Origin of the sequence: Kaistella sp. 97-N-M2 (genome assembly GCF_021513235.1) — a bacterium.
Taxonomy (GTDB): domain Bacteria; phylum Bacteroidota; class Bacteroidia; order Flavobacteriales; family Weeksellaceae; genus Kaistella.
Genome location: NZ_CP090976.1, coordinates 2,653,570 through 2,672,438, shown reverse-complemented (window position 1 = coordinate 2,672,438; position 18,869 = coordinate 2,653,570). Strand labels below are relative to the sequence as shown.

The 18,869-nt window shown below is 41.6% G+C and carries 19 protein-coding genes and 1 tRNA gene; 13 read left to right on the top strand and 7 right to left on the bottom strand.

Annotated features, from left to right (window positions below; all coding sequences use genetic code 11):
- Positions 1–74: 74 nt before the first annotated feature.
- From typA to L0B70_RS12470, 3 genes are all read left to right on the top strand, one after another.
- Positions 75–1,880, top strand: a complete 1,806-nt coding sequence (gene typA / locus L0B70_RS12480; protein WP_235142101.1) for a translational GTPase TypA — start codon at positions 75–77, stop codon at positions 1,878–1,880.
- Between the two features lie 90 nt (positions 1,881–1,970).
- A complete protein-coding gene (locus tag L0B70_RS12475; RefSeq protein ID WP_235142100.1) occupies positions 1,971–3,086 on the top strand; it encodes a M23 family metallopeptidase in 1,116 nt (371 codons plus the stop codon).
- 145 nt (positions 3,087–3,231) lie between these two features.
- Positions 3,232–4,794: a glycoside hydrolase family 10 protein gene (locus L0B70_RS12470; protein WP_235142099.1), complete on the top strand. Its 1,563-nt coding sequence runs from the start codon at positions 3,232–3,234 to the stop codon at positions 4,792–4,794.
- Positions 4,795–4,987: 193 nt separating this feature from the next.
- On the opposite strand, the gene L0B70_RS12465 is transcribed toward L0B70_RS12470, so the two are convergent.
- Positions 4,988–5,060: transfer RNA gene (locus L0B70_RS12465), tRNA-Met, on the bottom strand.
- Positions 5,061–5,148: 88 nt separating this feature from the next.
- Here L0B70_RS12465 and L0B70_RS12460 point away from each other — a divergent pair.
- From L0B70_RS12460 to L0B70_RS12420, 9 genes are all read left to right on the top strand, one after another.
- Complete coding sequence (locus L0B70_RS12460) at positions 5,149–5,760, top strand: L-threonylcarbamoyladenylate synthase (protein WP_235142098.1); 612 nt, start codon at positions 5,149–5,151, stop codon at positions 5,758–5,760.
- Between the two features lie 142 nt (positions 5,761–5,902).
- The gene (gene yaaA, locus L0B70_RS12455) at positions 5,903–6,661 is read left to right on the top strand and encodes a peroxide stress protein YaaA (RefSeq protein WP_235142097.1); all 759 of its coding nucleotides are present in this window, start codon (positions 5,903–5,905) and stop codon (positions 6,659–6,661) included.
- Between the two features lie 12 nt (positions 6,662–6,673).
- The gene (locus tag L0B70_RS12450; RefSeq protein WP_235142096.1) at positions 6,674–7,075 is read left to right on the top strand and encodes an acyl-CoA thioesterase; all 402 of its coding nucleotides are present in this window, start codon (positions 6,674–6,676) and stop codon (positions 7,073–7,075) included.
- A complete protein-coding gene (locus tag L0B70_RS12445; RefSeq protein WP_235142095.1) occupies positions 7,065–7,625 on the top strand; it encodes an AraC family transcriptional regulator in 561 nt (186 codons plus the stop codon). Before L0B70_RS12450 ends, L0B70_RS12445 begins: the two co-directional genes overlap by 11 nt.
- 113 nt (positions 7,626–7,738) lie before the next feature.
- Positions 7,739–10,270, top strand: coding sequence for a copper-translocating P-type ATPase (locus tag L0B70_RS12440; RefSeq protein ID WP_235142094.1), 2,532 nt, complete (start codon positions 7,739–7,741; stop codon positions 10,268–10,270).
- Positions 10,271–10,376: 106 nt separating this feature from the next.
- On the top strand, positions 10,377–10,910 hold the full coding sequence (locus L0B70_RS12435) for a ferritin-like domain-containing protein (protein ID WP_235142093.1): 534 nt from the start codon (positions 10,377–10,379) through the stop codon (positions 10,908–10,910).
- Positions 10,911–11,028: 118 nt separating this feature from the next.
- Entirely contained in the window at positions 11,029–11,565 is a 537-nt protein-coding gene (locus L0B70_RS12430; protein WP_235142092.1) for a type 1 glutamine amidotransferase domain-containing protein, read from the top strand.
- 12 nt (positions 11,566–11,577) lie between these two features.
- Positions 11,578–12,183 (top strand): hypothetical protein, encoded by a 606-nt coding sequence (locus L0B70_RS12425; RefSeq protein WP_235142091.1) that lies wholly within the window; start codon positions 11,578–11,580, stop codon positions 12,181–12,183.
- Positions 12,173–12,898 (top strand): DUF72 domain-containing protein, encoded by a 726-nt coding sequence (locus tag L0B70_RS12420; RefSeq protein ID WP_235142090.1) that lies wholly within the window; start codon positions 12,173–12,175, stop codon positions 12,896–12,898. The genes L0B70_RS12425 and L0B70_RS12420 overlap by 11 nt, the downstream gene beginning before the upstream one ends.
- 1 nt (position 12,899) lies before the next feature.
- Here the strand turns inward: L0B70_RS12420 and L0B70_RS12415 are convergent, their stop codons facing one another.
- The 6 genes from L0B70_RS12415 to queA all read right to left on the bottom strand — a co-directional run bounded on the left by L0B70_RS12415 (position 12,900) and on the right by queA (position 18,145).
- A complete protein-coding gene (locus L0B70_RS12415; RefSeq protein WP_235142089.1) occupies positions 12,900–13,877 on the bottom strand; it encodes a polyprenyl synthetase family protein in 978 nt (325 codons plus the stop codon).
- Between the two features lie 92 nt (positions 13,878–13,969).
- Positions 13,970–14,842, bottom strand: coding sequence for a hypothetical protein (locus tag L0B70_RS12410; protein ID WP_235142088.1), 873 nt, complete (start codon positions 14,840–14,842; stop codon positions 13,970–13,972).
- The gene (locus L0B70_RS12405) at positions 14,842–15,558 is read right to left on the bottom strand and encodes a YoaK family protein (RefSeq protein ID WP_235142087.1); all 717 of its coding nucleotides are present in this window, start codon (positions 15,556–15,558) and stop codon (positions 14,842–14,844) included. Before L0B70_RS12405 ends, L0B70_RS12410 begins: the two co-directional genes overlap by 1 nt.
- Positions 15,558–16,592, bottom strand: coding sequence for a 23S rRNA (adenine(2503)-C(2))-methyltransferase RlmN (rlmN, locus tag L0B70_RS12400; RefSeq protein WP_235142086.1), 1,035 nt, complete (start codon positions 16,590–16,592; stop codon positions 15,558–15,560). The genes L0B70_RS12405 and rlmN overlap by 1 nt, the downstream gene beginning before the upstream one ends.
- Before the next feature lie 41 nt (positions 16,593–16,633).
- Entirely contained in the window at positions 16,634–16,981 is a 348-nt protein-coding gene (locus L0B70_RS12395) for a four helix bundle protein (RefSeq protein WP_235142085.1), read from the bottom strand.
- A gap of 114 nt (positions 16,982–17,095) precedes the next feature.
- Positions 17,096–18,145 carry a tRNA preQ1(34) S-adenosylmethionine ribosyltransferase-isomerase QueA gene (queA, locus tag L0B70_RS12390; protein WP_235142084.1) on the bottom strand — a complete coding sequence of 350 codons (1,050 nt, stop codon included), beginning with the start codon at positions 18,143–18,145 and terminating at the stop codon, positions 17,096–17,098.
- A gap of 170 nt (positions 18,146–18,315) precedes the next feature.
- Here queA and L0B70_RS12385 point away from each other — a divergent pair, with 170 nt between their 5' ends.
- Positions 18,316–18,861 carry a hypothetical protein gene (locus tag L0B70_RS12385; protein ID WP_235142083.1) on the top strand — a complete coding sequence of 182 codons (546 nt, stop codon included), beginning with the start codon at positions 18,316–18,318 and terminating at the stop codon, positions 18,859–18,861.
- Positions 18,862–18,869 lie beyond the last annotated feature (8 nt).

The window sequence follows — 18,869 nt, the reverse complement described above, 5'->3', positions numbered from 1 at the left end:
AATTTTATTAAATTCAAATACATAGGTTCGTTTTTCGCGAAAAAAGCTTACTTTTGCACGGTCAAAAAACGATTATGCAAAACATTAGAAATATCGCAATTATTGCGCACGTTGACCACGGTAAAACGACTTTGGTTGACAAAATCATCCACGCTACCAGTGTTTTCCGGGAAAATCAAGAGTCCGGAGATCTTATTATGGATAATAATGATCTGGAACGTGAGCGGGGAATTACCATTTTATCGAAAAACATCTCGGTAACTTACAAAGACACCAAAATTAATGTAATCGATACTCCTGGTCACGCCGATTTCGGTGGTGAGGTAGAAAGAGTTTTGAAAATGGCAGATGGGGTGTTGCTTTTGGTTGATGCTTTTGAAGGGCCAATGCCGCAAACGCGTTTCGTGCTTCAAAAAGCGTTGGAATTAGGTTTAAGACCGGTTGTTGTCATCAATAAAGTAGATAAACCAAACTGTCGTCCGGACGAAGTTCACGATCAGGTTTTCGATCTTTTCTTCAACCTCGATGCTACCGAAGAGCAGTTGGATTTCCCAACATTTTACGGATCAAGTAAGCAGGGCTGGTTCAATACCTCTTTAGAGCAAACAGACAATATTTTCCCGTTATTGGACGGAATTTTAGAGCATGTGCCGGCGCCGGAAGCGAAAGAAGGTCCATTAAGAATGCAGATCGTATCTCTTGATTTCTCTTCGTTCTTAGGAAGAATCGCAATCGGAAAAATTAATCAGGGTTCTGTAAAAGAATCAGAATGGATCGGTTTGGCGCAGGAAGACGGCAATATCATCAAAGGAAAAGTAAAAGAATTATACGTTTTTGAAGGTCTTGGGAAAAAGAAAGTTCAGGAAGTGAAAGCCGGAGATATCTGCGCGATTGTTGGATTTGATAAATTTCAGATCGGCGATTCCTTTGTAGATCTGGAAAATCCGGATCCGTTACCAAGAACGGCGATCGACGAGCCTACCTTGAACATGACGTTCTCCATCAACAACTCCCCTTTCTTCGGAAAAGACGGAAAATATGTAACTTCCAATCACCTGAAAGAAAGGTTGATGAAAGAACTGGAGAAAAATTTAGCGTTAAGAGTAGAGCCTACCGACGATGCCAATACCTTTTTGGTCTTCGGTCGCGGTATTCTTCACCTTTCTGTATTGATCGAAACAATGCGAAGAGAAGGTTATGAAATGACGATTGGCCAGCCACAGGTGATTTTAAGAGAAATCGATGGTGTAAAATCTGAGCCGTACGAATCCATGGTAGTTGATGTACCGGAAGAATATGCTTCGCGTGTGATCGATTTGGCCACGCAAAGAAAAGGAGATCTTCACATTATGGAAACCAAAGGCGAAATGCAGCATATGGAATTCGAAATTCCTTCCAGAGGTTTGATTGGATTGCGTTCCCAAATGTTAACCGCTACGGCTGGTGAAGCCATTATGGCGCACCGTTTTGTAGATTACAAGCCTTTCAAAGGCGCTATTCCGGGACGATTGGTTGGTGTTTTAATCAGCAAAACGCAAGGTCCGGCTACGGAATATTCCATCGCGAAATTACAGGACCGAGGCAAGTTCTTTGTGGATCCGGGCGAAGAAATTTATGCCGGAATGATCATCGGAGAACAAAACAAACCTGGAGATTTGGTCGTGAATATTGTGGAAGCCAAACAGCTGAACAACATGCGTGCATCAGGAAAAGATAAAGACGGCAGCATTGCGCCGAAAATCCTTTTCTCTTTGGAGGAATGTATGGAATATATCCAGGGTGATGAAGCGATCGAGGTAACACCAAACTTCATCAGAATGCGTAAAAAAGTACTTTCTGAAGACGAAAGAAAACGTATCGAAAGAGGCGCGAAATCTTAAGCAGATTTAAAATTAAACTAAACCTTTCAAATTTTTTTGGAAGGTTTTTTTTATGTTTTTGCTTGAACCAAAGCGCGGCTAAATTTTTGCATGGATCGATATATGATGAAACTCAAATCATTAACACTGCTCGCATTATTACTGATATTGGCTGTTTCCTGCGACGGCTTAAAAATGACCAAGAATATTTTTGAAACTTCCGAACGTGCAAAATACGAACGCCGTTTTTCCGGAAGCGACAGTTTGATGACGCTTTGGAAAAATGACTTTTCCGCTGCACTTTCAGCGCAACTGCAGATTCCCGACGGATTCTCCGCGAAAACTTTTGTTAACCCCGGTCCGCCGAATGCTTTGGCTTATTCCCTGGACCTGAAAAAAAGCGACCGTCTCGTCATCGAAATATCGCCTTTAAATCCGGAACGTAAAATTTTTGTTGATATGTTCGAGGAAACTGCGGGTGTAGAATCCTCTGAAAGTCAGATCATCGAAAACGGAATCTTCTCTGAAAATATTAACACCAGCGCAAATTATAAAGTTGTACTTCAACCCGAAATTGAATACGCGGGCAATTTTTCGTTAAAAATTTACACACAGCCCTCATTGTCATTTCCGGTTGTAGGCAAGGGAAACGCGGATGTGCAGAGCTTTTGGGGCGCAAGTCGCGATGGCGGCGCAAGAAGCCATGAAGGTTTGGATATCTTCGCTGCCCGCGGAACCTATGTGGTGGCCGCAGCAGATGGCTATGTTACCCGCACAGGCGATCAGGGTTTGGGCGGAAAACAGGTTTGGCTGCGCGACGGAATTTTCGGCAATTCGCTTTATTACGCGCATTTAGACAGCATCATAACCGAAAGCGGAAAAAAGGTTAAAATCGGCGACACGTTAGGACGTGTGGGCAATACCGGAAATGCGAAAGGCGGCCCTACGCATCTGCATTTTGGAATTTATTCGACCGGCAGTGCCGTCGATGCTTATCCATTTATTCGAAAACGACCCATTCCCAAAACCTTAAAAAATAATTTAAAAAATTTCACAACAATAAAATCCGGAACCAATCTACGACAAGGCCCCGGAACTTCCTACGAAAGCATTGCGACGACCGAAAAAGAAACGCCCATAAAAATCCTTTCTTCAAATGGCCCCTGGTACCATATCAAAACGAGTGACGGCACCCAAAGCTTCGTGAACAGCGAAAGGTTGAAATAAAAAATTTGTAGCCCCAAAAAATTGACATGATGATTTTATGAAACTTGGCGTCGAATGGAATTTAAAGATAATTCTGCGAGAACATTAATTACCTTAAGTCTTTTGCTTTTAATATATTTGCCGTTTGCACCTATCAAATTCACTTATGAAATATTCTGTTGCCAGAGCTAGTTCTCTTTTCCTTCTTGTTCTTTTAATCATCTTTTCCTGTACGGCGAAAAAGCCTGTTTCGAAAAAAACGCCCGTGAAAGCCGTCGTTAAACCGGTGCAACCAAAACCGGAGATCGAAAAACCCGTAGCCAAACTAAATCTTCCGGAAGTCGATCGCGAATTTCGCGCCGCCTGGATTGCCACCGTCGCGAATATCAACTGGCCGTCGCGAAATAATTTATCCACGCAGCAGCAAAAAGACGAAGCCATCAAAATTCTGGATCTCTTGAAAGACGCGAACTTCAACGCCGTTATTTTTCAGGCGCGACCTTCTGCAGATGCTCTTTATAAAAGTGATTTGGAACCCTGGTCCTACTTCCTTACGGGAGAAGTTGGCAAAGCGCCTGTTCCATATTACGATCCCCTGGAGTTTTGGATTGAAGAAGCCCATCTGCGCGGAATGGAATTGCATGTCTGGCTCAATCCGTACCGCGCACAGCACACTACCGGCGGGCCCATAACAAGCGAATCGATGGTGAAAAAAATGCCGGAGCAGATCATCAAACTGCGAAACGGAATGTACTGGATGGATCCTTCCGACGAAAAAACGCAGGATCACGTTTCCCACGTTATTAATGATATCGTGAAAAGATATGATATTGATGCCATTCATATCGACGACTATTTTTATCCTTACAGAGAATACAACGGCGGCAAAGATTTTCCGGATATCCGAACCTGGAATAATTATTTAAAAGTTGGCGGTACTTTGTCGCGAGCCGATTGGCGACGTGCGAACGTAAACAAATTCATTAAAAGAATTCACGACGAAATTAAAGCGGAAAAAAGTTACGTGCAGTTTGGGATCAGTCCATTTGGGATTTGGAAACCCGGTTATCCCGCGGGAATTAAGGGTTCTTCTCAGTACGACGAACTTTACGCCGATGCAAAATTGTGGTTAAACCAAGGCTGGCTCGATTATTTTTCGCCTCAACTCTACTGGAAAAACGATGGGCCACAAAGTTTTACTGCGCTTCTTAATTGGTGGGAAAGCGAAAACACACTGAATCGTCACCTGTGGCCCGGTCTCAACACAATCGGAATGCGCGATGTTAGCGACCGACCCGCAGAGATCGTCAGTCAAATCATTTCGACGCGAAATATCCTCAAAAATTCCGCCGGAGCTATTCATTACAGCGTCGATGGATTATCGAAAAACACAGCCATGTTCAATGCGGTGAAAAATGCGTACAAAACAAAAGCCCTGGTACCGCGAACGCCCTGGATTAAGGCTGAAGCATTAAAAAAGCCTATTTTATTCCTGGAAGTTTCGGGCTCGTCTGCACTTGTGAAATGGAATTCTTTGGATCATCAAAATGTTTTCCAATGGATTTTATATGCGAAATACGGCACTGTTTGGGAGACGGAAATTTTGGAGAAAAACATCATCTCAACAAATCTGCCTTTGATGAAGAACGGCAAAAAACTTACGACCATCGCCCTAAAATCGGTCGACCGTCTGGGTAACGAGAGCGATTATGAGGCGAAATCGTTTTAATTTAATTGATATGATCACCGAAGTTTTAAAAAATCAAAAGGGTATGCCGAAAAGTATGCCTTTTTTCGCGCGCGCTTTATCTACCAAACGCTGCCATTTATTTTTTGATAAATTTTTAATCCCCAAAACCCCCTCACCACAAGAAATAACCCCACAAAAAAAGAGAACCAATTTCTTGATTCTCTTTACTTAGTAGCGGAGACACGACTCGAACGTGCGACCTCCGGGTTATGAGCCCGACGAGCTACCTACTGCTCTACCCCGCGTTATTGTGGTGCAAATATACAACTATTTTCTAAAGTTCCAAATTTTATGCAAAAAATCTTTATTAATCTATTTTTGCTAAATTTGTATATGGCAAAAATTCTAAAAATTTATCCCGATAATCCCCAGGAAAACCTCATTGGTGAAGTGGTGAAATCCCTTCAGAATGGCGGATTAATCATCTACCCGTCAGATACCGTGTACGCGTTGGGTTGCAACATTTTCGACATTCGCGCCATGGAAAAGCTTGCCCAGATCAAGAAGGTAAAATTAGATAAGGCTCACTTTTCCATCATTTGTAACGACCTAAGCCACCTGTCACAATTCACCAAACCCATCGATACAAGCGTTTTTCGGTATCTGAAAAATAATATTCCGGGTCCCTTCACCTTTATTTTAGAAGCCAGCAAAAGTTTGCCCCTTGCTTACAAAGGCAAAAAAACCGTCGGCATTCGCGTCCCGGCGCATACGATTCCGCAACTTATCGTCGAAAAACTGGGACATCCAATTGCCTCCACCTCCATTAAAGATGATGACGAGGTCATCGAATATTCTACAGACCCTGAATTAATTGCCGAAAAGTACGATAACCTCGTCGATATCGTTATCGATTCCGGTTATGGCGACAATGTGGCCTCCACCATCGTCGACTTAACCAGTGGCGAGCCCGAAATTATCCGTCAGGGAAAAGGCGAAATTTAGATGGATGTGGGCGTCTTTTTCCGCCCTCCATTCCCGCTTTTTTGTTCCGCTGCGCTGCACAAAAAGAGCTCCATTCAGGTCGGGACGCAACAGGAGCTTCCCCAAAAAAAGAGTTTAAAACATAATTTTCCATCCTCCCGTAATGAAAATCCTTACTTCGCCCGCAAAGCTCATGAATATTGAGAATTCCACGCCTTTCTTAAAACCCACAACGCCGCATTTTATAGACGAAGCAGCATTAATTCAAAGTACCTTAAAACACAAATCTCCCAAATACTTATCGGATCTCATGGAGATTTCCACGAAACTCGCCGACGAAAACTGGCACCGCAACCAAAACTGGAAGGCCAAACCTTCTGCAAAGGAATCCGCGCCGGCTTTGATGGCTTTCAGCGGCGAAGTCTACCGCGGTCTCGACGCAAAATCGTTAGACGAGTCTGCCATGAAATACCTTCAGAAAAACTTCCGCATGCTTTCGGGCCTGTACGGAATTTTAAAACCTTCAGACAGAGTCATGCTCTACCGTTTGGAAATGGGACGGAAATTCAAATTCGAAGGCCATCAAAACCTCTATGAATTCTGGAAAGATAAAGTCACAGAAAAACTGAACAGCGAGTTAAAAGCCAAAGATATCGTTCTCAATCTCGCGAGCAAAGAATATTTCAAAGTGATCGACAGAACCAAAATCAAAGCGCCGATCATTGATTTCGAATTTTACGATTACAAAGAAGGTCAGCTGAAAACCATCGTCGTTTATACAAAACACGCCCGCGGACTGGTCGCGCGGTTTTGCGCTCAAAACGACGTAAAAACCTTAAATGAAGTCAAAGCTTTTAACCTCGAAAACTACCGGATTGACGAAAATCTGTCGACGGAAAGTAAACTCGTATTCACACGATAAAATTAAAAAACCATGAATTACCATACCCGAAAATGGATCAAACCCGAAGATCTTAACCCTAATCACACGCTTTTCGGCGGCAGGTTGTTGCAGTGGATCGACGAAGAAGCCGCGCTTTATGCCATCGTTCAGCTCGAAACGCCGCGTTGCGTTACCAAATATATTTCGGAAATCAACTTCATCAGCTCCGCGCGACAGGGCGATATTATCGAAATAGGAATTGAAGCCACGGATTTCGGAAATACCTCTATCACCTTACGCTGTGACGTCAGAAACATGATGACGCGCCAAACCATTATCACCATTGATAAAATCATCTTTGTCGGCGTGGATATGGAAGGTAAACCCACGAAGCACGGCAAAACAAAAATTGAATTTATTGCGGACCGTTTGAAAGATCAAAATGAAAATTAACGTTAAAAATATGGTTTGTAACCGCTGTATCGCGGCGGTTCAAAAAATTTTTGATGATTTAAAAATTCCCCTTACCCATATTGAACTGGGCGAAATAGAAACGCGGGACTCGCTCACAAAGAACGACCTTCGGAATCTGGATGAACGTTTAAAAAAAACTGGATTCGAACTTCTGGAAGATGCCGCAAAGACGCAGATCGAAAAGACTAAAAACCTGATCATTTTAAAGATCAACGATTTGGATATTCCCGAAGATTTTATTTTGTCGAAATTCATCGCAGATCATTTCGCGAAAGATTACAGCGCCCTCTCTAAGGTTTTTTCAATGAATGAAAATGTGACGCTGGAGCAGTATTTTATATTACAGAAAATTGAAAAAGCCAAAGAACTTCTTTTGTACAACGAGTTCTCTTTAACCGAAATCTCCCAAAAATTAGGCTATCGAAGTGTTCAACATCTCTCCGCGCAGTTTAAAAATACCACCGGTTTCACGCCCACGTCTTTCAAAAATTTGAAATCAAAAAACCGAACCGCGCTCGATCAGATTTAATTTTGAATAGTTTCTGATTCAAACAATCTTCCTAAATTTTATAACAAACTTCCTTACTTTTGTAACAACTTTCGGGCGGAAATGCGGAGATTTGAGTCTTATAATTTCAAAAAATGACTCAAAATAATATCCCTCCTTCCGAAAGAATTTCACCAAGTTCCGTCTACTACTGCCCTATGGAATGTGAAGGTGAAAAAGTGTACTTCGAACCCGGAAAACGGTGCCCGGTTTGTAATATGTTTCTCGTGCCGATTGAAGAAAGGGCGGATTATCAAAACAAACCCCAGACTTTTTCGAAAACAAATCTTCCCGCAACTTTCAAAGACAAGATAGGCGACTATTTTTGTCCTATGTTCTGCGAAAGCGAAAAAACCTATACTTCCGATGTCGGTTGTCCCGTTTGCCACATGCATTTGAAAGAAATAACTGCGGATTTAGTTGAAAATATTCAACAAAACGAGGAGGAAACTTCGCACCACCACGAGGCCGAAAAAGCTTCCGCAATCAACCAAACTCAAAACGCCGGAAAATACTACTGCCCCATGTTCTGCGAAGGAGACAAAGTTTATGATTCCAATGTCGGGTGTCCCGTTTGTGGAATGGACCTCGTTAAAATTCCGGAAAAAGGCGAAAAGAGCGCAGATGACGAAACTTACAAATTATTGCGAAGAAAATTTTTCGCCGCCCTGATTTTCACCATTCCGGTCTTTCTATTATCGATGGGCGGAATGTGGGTAGATTTTCCGTTTTCGCACAACATTCAGGGAATTCTCGAACTTGTATTTTCGATTCCTGTTATTTTTTATGCGGGATGGTTTCTTCTAAAACGGGGCTGGATTTCCTTTAAAACCTGGAATCTCAATATGTTTTCGTTGATCGCCCTGGGTTCTGCCGCCGCGTTCCTTTTCAGTTTCCTCGCTCTTTTTGTTCCCGACATTTTGCCGCACGAAATTTCGCACGGCGGAAAAACGCCGTTATATTTTGAGTCGGTTTGTGTGATTTTGACCCTCGTAATTATGGGTCAGATGTTGGAAGCGCGGGCTCATCAAAAAACCGGAAAAGCCATCGAAGAACTGATGAATCTGTCGCCCGCAGAAGCAAATTTAATTCTCAATAATACAGAAAGAAAGGTGCCGCTTTCGGAGGTGCAAATCGGCAATATTCTGCGTGTAAAACCCGGCGAAAAAATTCCCGTGGACGGAAAAATTACGGAAGGAAATTCAAATGTCGACGAAAGTATGATCACGGGAGAACCGACTCCCGTGGAAAAAAATCAGGCGGACACCGTTACTTCCGGAACCATCAACGGCAGCGGAACTTTTTTGATGCAAGCCGAAAAAATTGGTGACGAAACCTTGCTTTCTCAAATTATTAAAATGGTGAACGACGCGAGCCGCAGCAAAGCACCGATCCAGAAATTAGCAGATAAAATTTCGAAAATTTTTGTGCCCGTCGTGATTGGCATTTCTATTCTTACGTTTGTTTTATGGCTTATTTTCGGCGGCGAAAATGCGCTGATTTATGCTTTGGTCAACGCCGTCGCAGTGTTGATAGTAGCGTGCCCGTGCGCGCTCGGCCTGGCGACGCCAATGTCTTTAACCGTTGGAATTGCGAAAGGCGCTAAAAACGGCATCCTCATCAAAAATGCGGAAGCGCTGGAACAGATGCACAAGGTGAACGTGCTTATCACCGACAAAACGGGAACTTTAACCGAAGGAAAGCCAAAATTAGACGCCGTTATTCCCGCCGATAATCAGGCAAAATCTTTGGTTCTAAGATTGGCCGCATCGTTAAATCAAAATTCGGAACATCCCCTTTCGAATGCCGTTTTACATGATTTTAAAAAGGAAAATTTAGATTTCGAAAAAGTAGAAGACTTCGAAAACATCTCCGGCAAAGGCGTGAAAGGTATAATTCAGGGTGAAATGGTTTTACTCGGAAATTCTGCGCTATTGGAAGAATTTGATATTGAAATTCCCAAATCTCTTCTCCTAAAAATAGAAGAAAATGAAAGCCGCGCGAAAACCATCTCTTTTTTGGCGAAAGGAAATCAGGTTTTAGGAATGCTTGCCTTTTCAGATAACATCAAAGCCAGCTCAAAACCAGCCATCGAATATCTTCAAAAAAACAACGTCGAAGTCATAATGATGACGGGCGATAATGAACACACGGCGAAAGCGGTTGCGCGAGAATTAGGCATCGAAAAATATTTTGCGAACTGCCTGCCTCAAAATAAACTGGAAAAAATAAAAGAGCTTCAAACAGAAGGGAAAATTGTAGCTATGACGGGCGACGGAATTAATGATGCTCCGGCTTTAGCGCAGTCTAATGTAGGCATCGCCATGGGAACGGGCACCGATGTCGCGATTGAGAGCGCCGAAATAACTTTGCTAAAAGGTGATATTTTAGGTGTCGCCAAATCGAAAATTCTAAGTGAAAAGCTCTTAAAAAACATCAAAGAAAACCTGTTCTTCGCCTTCATTTATAACACACTTGGCATTCCTGTCGCCGCCGGTTTACTCTATCCTTTCTTCGGAATTTTATTGAGCCCCATGATTGCGGCGGCGGCCATGAGTTTCAGCTCCGTTTCGGTGATTCTGAATTCGCTGCGGTTAAATTCTGTTGATCTGAAAATTCGCGATTAATTTCATTTAAAAAAATGGCCTCCCGCTTTATAATTAATGTTTAATATAATGTTGGTGGGCTAATGGCATATTTTTGGTTTCAAAAAAATCATAAAAAAATACTATTATGGCAAAGAAAGAAACAAAAAACGGCAAAGTTGCTCCGAAAGCAGATGCCGCTGATCAACTGAAAGATTTTATGGTCGACGGTTTAAAGGATTTATATTGGGCGGAAAAAGCACTCGTAAAAAATCTACCGAAAATGGCTAAAAACGCCACTTCTAAAAAGTTGAAAGATGCCGTAAACGGTCACCTTGAAGAAACAAAAGGTCAGGTAAAAAGACTCGAAGATGCCTTTAAAGCCCTAAAATTAAAAGCGGAAGCAGTGAAATGCGACGCGATGGATGGACTTCTAAAAGAAGCCGAAGGAATTCTGGAAGAAACAGAACCGGGAGCGGTAAGAGATGCCGGCATTATCGCAGCAGCGCAGAAAGTAGAACATTACGAGATTGCTTCTTACGGAACGCTCGCCACCTATGCGAAACTTTTAGGGGAAAAAGAAGTTCTCAATCTTTTGCTTGCCACCTTAAGTGAAGAAAAAAATTGCGATAAAGATTTAACCAAACTGGCTAAATCTGAGATTAACCTCAAAGCAAAGTAAAATTAGAGCGGTTAACAGCCGCTTTTTTTAGCATTAATTTAATAAAAAAAATAGTTTAATGTAGCTTTTACAGAAAGTATCGGCACATTTTCTGTTTTAAAAATAATAAATAAAAAGTATGAAAACACTGGAAAATAAAAAAATCGCAGTACTCGCGACCGACGGTTACGAACAATCTGAATTGGAAAGTCCCGTAAAAGCTTTGAAAGATGCGGGCGCAGCGGTAGAAATTATATCGCTGAAATCCGGGAAAATCCGCAGCATGAAAGATCACGAATGGAGCGATTCGGTGGAGGTGAACGAAACAGTTTCCAACGCGGACGTTGATGATTATAATGCACTGCTTTTGCCGGGCGGCGTTATTAATCCGGATACCTTGCGAGGAGATGAAGCGGCGGTTAAATTCGTAAAATCTTTTTTTGAAAAGAATAAACCTGTTGCGGCTATTTGCCACGGACCCCAAACTCTCATCGAAGCCGGCGTGGTGAAAGGTAAAACGATGACGTCCTACCCTTCTGTTTCTACAGATTTAAAAAATGCCGGAGCGAATTGGAAAGACGAAGAAGTTATTACTGATGGCAATTTAACCACCAGCAGAAATCCGGACGATCTGCCGGCTTTTAATAAGAGAATTATTGAGGAATTTGGTAAATAAAATTAAAAACCAATGGATCAAAAAATTCCAAAACAAGAAGAAGGCGGCTTCAGCGACAATGTTTCCGAAGTAAAATTTGAGACGGTTGCTAAAGCCGCCCTTCATTTTGAAACCGTAAAACAACGTTTTCTCGACATCAATTCGTGGGAAATCTTTGCGGGCGAAGAAAAGGCGGAGTTTATGCTCTGCGACGAAAAGGATGATCAAATCCGAACAGAGCCGCAAGTCGGCAATTACATCAAAATAAAAGTTCCCGGTCTTCACAACGAAACGGGCGACTCTTTCGATTGGGTGCGCATTGAACATTTCGAAAAAGAAAAATCTGCGGACGGCGAAATAGTCTACATCCGGGTTAGACCTTGTGAAAATCCACATAGAAGGGACGGTAAAATTGCGCACTTTTTTAAAGATAAGGCCACGTCTAATTTTTTGGTGAGATGGGAAGATAAAAGTGTATTTGCAGAAGTGCACGGACGAAATGAAAAGCCGAACACCGAAGATCTCAACATTTTGGAAAAAGCACGAAACAGCATAGTGGCAATCGGTGGAATCATCGGTGGAAGCAAATTTCAGTGGAAATCGCTGACTGACGGACTCGTTAAAAAAGATGAAAAGTAAACATTATATCGGCTGTGCGGGTTTTTCGCAAGGTTATTGGAAAGGCTTTTTCTTTCCGGAAGATCTGCACTCCCGAGATCATCTAGAGTACTATTCCGACCGTTTGGATGCAGTGGAGATCAACTCCACTTTTTACCGCAAACCGATGCCAAAAACGCTGGAAAAATGGTATACGATGACGGGAAAAGATTTTAAATTTTTGCTTAAAATTCCGAAAACGATCACGCATGTTAAAAAATTAATTGAGACGAAAGATGACACAAATGCTTTCTGCGCTCATATTTCCGAGGGCCTGAAAGAGAAACTTTCCGGCTTTCTTTTTCAGTTGCCGCCATCTTTTCATTTTAGCGAAGAAAATTTAGATCATTTATTGAAAACCGTTCACCCAGATTATTTAAATGTGGTTGAATTTCGCCACAAATCCTGGTGGAAAAGCGATGTTTTTAAAAAACTCAAACAAAATAACATTGTTTTCTGCGGTGTTAGTTTTCCGAAAGATATTCCGGATGACGTTATCATCAACAGTGAAGATTTTCTATATTATCGGCTGCATGGCGTTCCGGTTCTCTTTAAATCGGAATATCCGGAAGAAGAATTAAAAAAGATTGCACAAGAAATCGAAAAGTTCGAAGGGACTTCTTTCGTCTTTTTTAATAATACGTGGGGAATTGCGGGAATAAAAAATGCTTTGGAAATGCAGAAATTATTGAAGTAGATTAATATTTTCTTTCGATAACGTAATCCAGCATTAAATTTAAGGAATGCTTTGCTTCATGCTCCGGAAATTCGTTTAAAATATCTTTCGCCTTTTGCTGATAGTCTTTCATTACACCGATCGCGTAATCTAAACCTCCGGATTTTTTCACGAACTCAATGAGCTCTTTTACACGTTTTGTGTCGTTATTGTAGCGTTTAATCGTGTTAAAATAGTATTTCCGGTCTTTCTCGTCCGCCATTTTTAATGCGTGGATGAGCGGTAACGTCATTTTCTGTTCCTTGATGTCGATGCCCACCGGTTTCCCAATAATATTAGAAGTTAAGAAATCGAAAAGATCATCTTTAATCTGAAACGCCATGCCGGTTAATGTGCCGAAATCCTTCATCTTTTTTGCCAAATGCTCGTCGGCATCATTGGAGAGAACACCGATCTCGCAACACGCTGCAATTAAAGTCGCCGTTTTCTGGCGAATGATTTCATAATAAACATCTTCCGTAATATCCAGTTTTCGGGCTTTTTCCAGTTGCAGAAGTTCGCCTTCGGCCATTTCGCGAATGGTGCGCGAAATTACGGCGAGCAAATCGTAATCTTTGTAATCGGTGGATAGTAAAACGGCTTTGGATAAGAGATAATCGCCTACTAAAACAGCAATTTTATTTTTCCATAAAGCGTTGATGGAGAAGAAATTCCGTCGCTTAAAACTTTCGTCAACCACATCATCATGAACCAAAGTCGCCGTGTGAATCAGTTCGATCATCGAAGCGCCGCGAAAGGTTTTTTCATTGACTTCACCGATCAGTTTTGCACAGAGAAAAACGAACATCGGACGCATCTGCTTTCCTTTTGTCGTCACAATAAACCGCGTCACTTTATCCAAAAGAGGCACATTGCTCTGCATGGATTCGTAAAACTTTTGTTCGAAAAGTTTCATTTCTGCGTTGATCGGTTTTTTAATTTCTTCTACGATATTCGCCACGAATTATTGGAATAATGGTAATTGATAAGTGAAGGCAAAGATAATTATTAAAAACATAATAAGGGTGGTAAAAAACCGTTAAGTACGCGAAATTATCGGAAGCGATCTGCGGGAATAAAGTACAGGCGCGGTTTTGACCGCCCCAGCGGCGTCACGAATTCTTCGCCGGAAATATAAACTCCGGATTCATCGACTGCAATACCTTCGATTTGCCCAACGGATAAGGAACTTCCTAAATAATATTTTTGGGGTTTCGTCTGAAAGAAAATTCCCGGTGTACTTTCGGTAAATACTGAGAGAAAAACTTCCGTTTTCTTCGTGTAACCGATCAAATAAAGTTTTTGGTCGAAATAAGCAGCATCCGTCACAGCATAACCGATGGGGTAATCTTCTGTTTTGAGGGCCGGCTGCTTATCTGTATTTTCGGGGTCGATAACATAATGCGTGGTACCTTTCGAAGCCCATTCTTTGGTGAATAAATGAATTTTTCCATTCAAATAAATGAGTGTTTCTGCATCGAAATCTGTGTTTAAATTATGGGCTACAAATATCTTCTGCTCCGGATAAAAATAAGAAATGCTTTTAATGGAATTTAAATGTAAAGAATCACGGAAAGGAATTTGGTAAATCCTCAAATCTTTTCTTGTGCCGCTGTTATTGCCAATATCGCCGATATACAAGTTTGCAGAATCTGAGGCTATGGCTTCCCAATCGATATTTTTCAGATTGGTTCTCAGAATTTTTCGGATTTTCCCGGAATCTTTATCGATCTCAAAAATTTCAGAAGTATTGCCGCTGTCGTTAAATGTGTAAAGTTTATTGCGGTGAAATTCCAGACCCGAATTTTCTTCCAGCGAATCGCTGAGAACAGTACTTTTAAAGCGGTTCAGCTTCAACCATTCGTAATCCTGCGCAGAAAAATTCAAAAAGAAAAAGAGCGACAAAGCAATCAAAAAATTCTTCATTAAGCATTTCGTTTTAAAAGTAAGAAGCGGATTTTAATAAAATCGTAAAGTAAGCCGCCAACCAAAATTACGGAACCCAAAATGAGCGATCTGATACCGAAATGCTCAAACAAAACGCCGCCCGTAACTCCGCCCACGAAAAACATGACGATGATTGTGATGCGCAAACCGATCGAATTCAGCAGTTTGCTTTTGTGAATTTTATCTTTATAAAAAAAGAGTTGAGAAAACTCGATGCCCATATCGGTGAAAAGTCCGGTTAAATGCGTGGTCCGCACAATCGATTTGGAAATACTTGTAACCAGGGAGTTTTGCATTCCCATGGCGAAGAGCAGGCTGTAGGCGATCATGTCGGGATCGTGTTTCATTAAATAATTTCCGGTAAACGCGATGACTGCAATGATCAAGGCTTCCGTAAGAATGGGAAAAACATACGTTTCGCTTTCCCGGATTCGCGAATACGTTTCGACCATAAAATTGGCGAAGAATGCGCCGAAGAAAAAGAAAAAGACAAAAAGTGCAATATGGAAAGCGTTCAGAATATTCAGTTTAAATACTTCGTCCACGAAAAAGGCAAAATGACCGGTAACATTGGTGGTGAGTTTTTGTACGGCAAAAAATCCGACAACATTTACGAGTCCGGCAACAAAAGAAAGTAAGGACGCGAGTCCAAGATTATGTCTGGGTGTGCGGCTTTTTCCGAGGTGCGAAAACATTACTCACTACTTTTATTAGCGAGTTGTCCGCAGGCCGCATCGATGTCGCCGCCTCTGCTTCTGCGGATCAGGACTTTAATGCCGGCTCTTTCGAGTTGCTGAACATAATTTTCTTCTGCGTCTTTGTTGCACTGATCATATTTTCCGTCGCCAATCGGGTTGTACTGAATGAGATTTACTTTGCTTGGAATCTGTCTGCAGTACCGAATAAGGGCTTTTATGTCTTCGTCTTCATCATTGATTCCTTTCCACACGCAGTATTCGAAAGTCACGATATTTCCGGTTTTTGCATACCAGTATTGCAGCGCTTCCATAATATCCGTGAGCGGGAATTTGTCGGAAAAAGGCATAATATCGTTGCGCTTTTTTTCGATGGCAGAATGCAGTGAAAGCGCCAGATTTACCCTTAAATTTTCGTCGGCCAGCATTTTTATCATCTTCGGAATCCCGGACGTTGAGACGGTAATTCTGCGCGGCGACATTCCCAAACCTTCCGGCTCCGTGATTTTTTTGATGGATTCGACAACATTTTTGTAATTCATCATCGGCTCGCCCATTCCCATGAATACAATGTTGGAGAGCGGCCGGTCAAAATAAAGTTTGCTTTGTCGGTCGATCAACGCAACCTGATCTACGATTTCTGCCACTTCAAGGTTCCGCATTCTTTTTAGACGTGCTGTTGCACAAAATTCGCAGTTCAGAGAACATCCAACCTGCGAAGAAACACAGGCCGTTGTTCGGGTTTCGGTGGGAATTAAAACGGATTCCACCAAAAGTCCGTCGTGTAATTTTACACCGTTTTTAATGGTTCCGTCCGTCGAGCGCTGCAGTTCATCAACGGAAATGGGATTAATGATGTATTCCTGCGAAATTTTATCCCGCAATTCTTTCGAAAGGTTCGTCATTTCTTCAATTGAATGAAGATTTTTGCTCCACAACCAATCATAAACCTGCTTCGCACGAAACGGCTTTTCTCCCAAAGAGACAAAATGTTCTTTAAGTTGGTCTAATGATAAAGTTCGGATGTCTTTCATAATTCTTTAAGAGCCAGGGAAAAAGTAAAAGGAGCCAGGATTTATAATTTTGTGTTATTAACAATTGCTCCAAATATATTTTTAAGCTCTGTACTTTCCCGCAGCAATTTTTCGAGTTCTTCGTTTTTGCCCTCCTCGAGCGCTTGGATTATTCGTAACCAATAATTTGATTCTCTCGTTTCGCGTAAAGAGATTTTGACTTTGTTTTTAAAGTCTGCTTTTGAAGATCCGGCTTGAGATTCTTCGTAGTTAGATCCCAGCGAAGTTGAAGACTTTCCCAGCTGATATCGAATAAGTCTGTATTCAGGATCATTGGGAAGTTTTCTTAAATATTTAAGACAAGCTACACCAAATAAAAAAGTTCGCTCCAGTAAATCATTTTTTTTCATGATAAAAAATTTTAATTAACTAAAGCTACCTCTTCTGAAATCTACTAAAGTTACCTCTTCTGATTAAATTGCGCGCTCCCAAAACCTTGGCTCTTTTAACTTTTTACCTGGCTCTTAGATAATCAGCATCGCGTCCCCGTAAGAATAGAATTTATACTCATTCTTGATGGCTTCTTCATAGGCATGCATCAAGAAATCTTTTCCGGCGAAAGCTGCAATCATCATCATTAGTGTTGATTTTGGCGTGTGGAAGTTCGTGATCATACAGTTGGCTACGCCAAAATCGTGTGGCGGGAAAATAAATTTATTGGTCCAGCCGTGGTAAGGTCCAATTTTTTTGTTCGAGGAAACGGACGTTTCAATCGCGCGCATGGTGGTCGTTCCAACGGCGCAAACTCTTCGCTGTTCAGCCACAGCTTTGTTGATGATATCGGCATTTTTCTGATCAATAATGGCTTCTTCCGATTCCATTTTATGTTTCGACAGATCTTCTACTTCGATGGGATTAAAAGTTCCTAAACCTACGTGAAGCGTAACTTCTGCGAAATCGATGCCTTTGATTTCAAGTCTTTTCATTAAATGACGGGAAAAATGCAGACCTGCAGTTGGGGCGGCGACAGCGCCTTCATGCTTCGCATAAATCGTTTGGTAACGTTCTGCATCTTCCGGTTCTACGTCTCTCTTGATATATTTCGGAAGCGGAGTTTGTCCCAGTTCATTGAGTTTTTTGCGGAATTCTTCGTAAGAACCGTCGTATAAAAATCTTAAAGTCCGTCCTCTTGAAGTCGTATTGTCGATAACTTCAGCCACCAAACCTTCATCTTCGGTAAAAAATAATTTGTTACCAATTCTTATTTTTCTTGCCGGATCTACCAAAACGTCCCACACGCGGGTTTCTTTGTCAAGCTCTCTTAAAAGAAAAACTTCGATTTTCGCACCGGTTTTTTCTTTGTTTCCGTACAGCCTTGCAGGAAAAACTTTTGTATTGTTAAAGATAAAAAGATCGTGTTCATCGAAATAATCGACCACGTCTTTAAATTTTTTATGTTCTATGGTTTGTGTGGCGCGGTTCAGCACCATCAACTTTGCCTCGTCTCTGTGCTCGCTCGGATGTTCGGCTAAAAGTTCTTCCGGTAAATGGAAATTGAAGTCAGATGTTTTCATTGTTTTTAAATTACGGTTTAAAAATTAAGACCGAAAACCAAAAATTTTCGGCCTGCAAATATACGACATTGAAACCCCTTTGTCAAGCCCTTCCGGATAATCTCTGTTTTTACCAAAAAACCGATCGTGGAACGATAAATGCAGTGGCTTAAAATATTAAAATTTAGATTATGAAAAAGTTATTGTTAATTACTGGAATATTTATGCTTCTTCTTACAAGCTGCCGCGATATTGTGAACAATGTGCTCGACGCTTTACCGCCATTTAACGTTCCGTTCAGCACCACGCTTACTGTTCCTTTCGCGAGTGTGAGCACAACAACCTACACAAGAACTCCCGAAATCCCGATGAACATTAATCTGGACGCCGAGATCAAGGCAAACAATCCAAATTTTTCCATCAACAATCTGAAATCGGTAAAGTTGAGCACTTTAAGTCTGGATTATGTAAATTCCGAATTAGGCACTAAACTGGACGTCATTAAAAACGCAAGAATCTACGTGAAAGCGCCCAATCAGGCCGAACGGTTAATTGCAACGGCTTACAGCAATACCAATCCAAACACCATCACCTTCACCACGACCGACGATGAAATTCTGGACTATTTCAAAACCAGCCAGAATTCTTTAATAATCGAAATTCAGGCCAGCGAAGTGACGGCGGATCAAATTACAATGAAAATGAATTCGAGTTTTAAGATTAAAGTGCAACTTTAATATGCGAA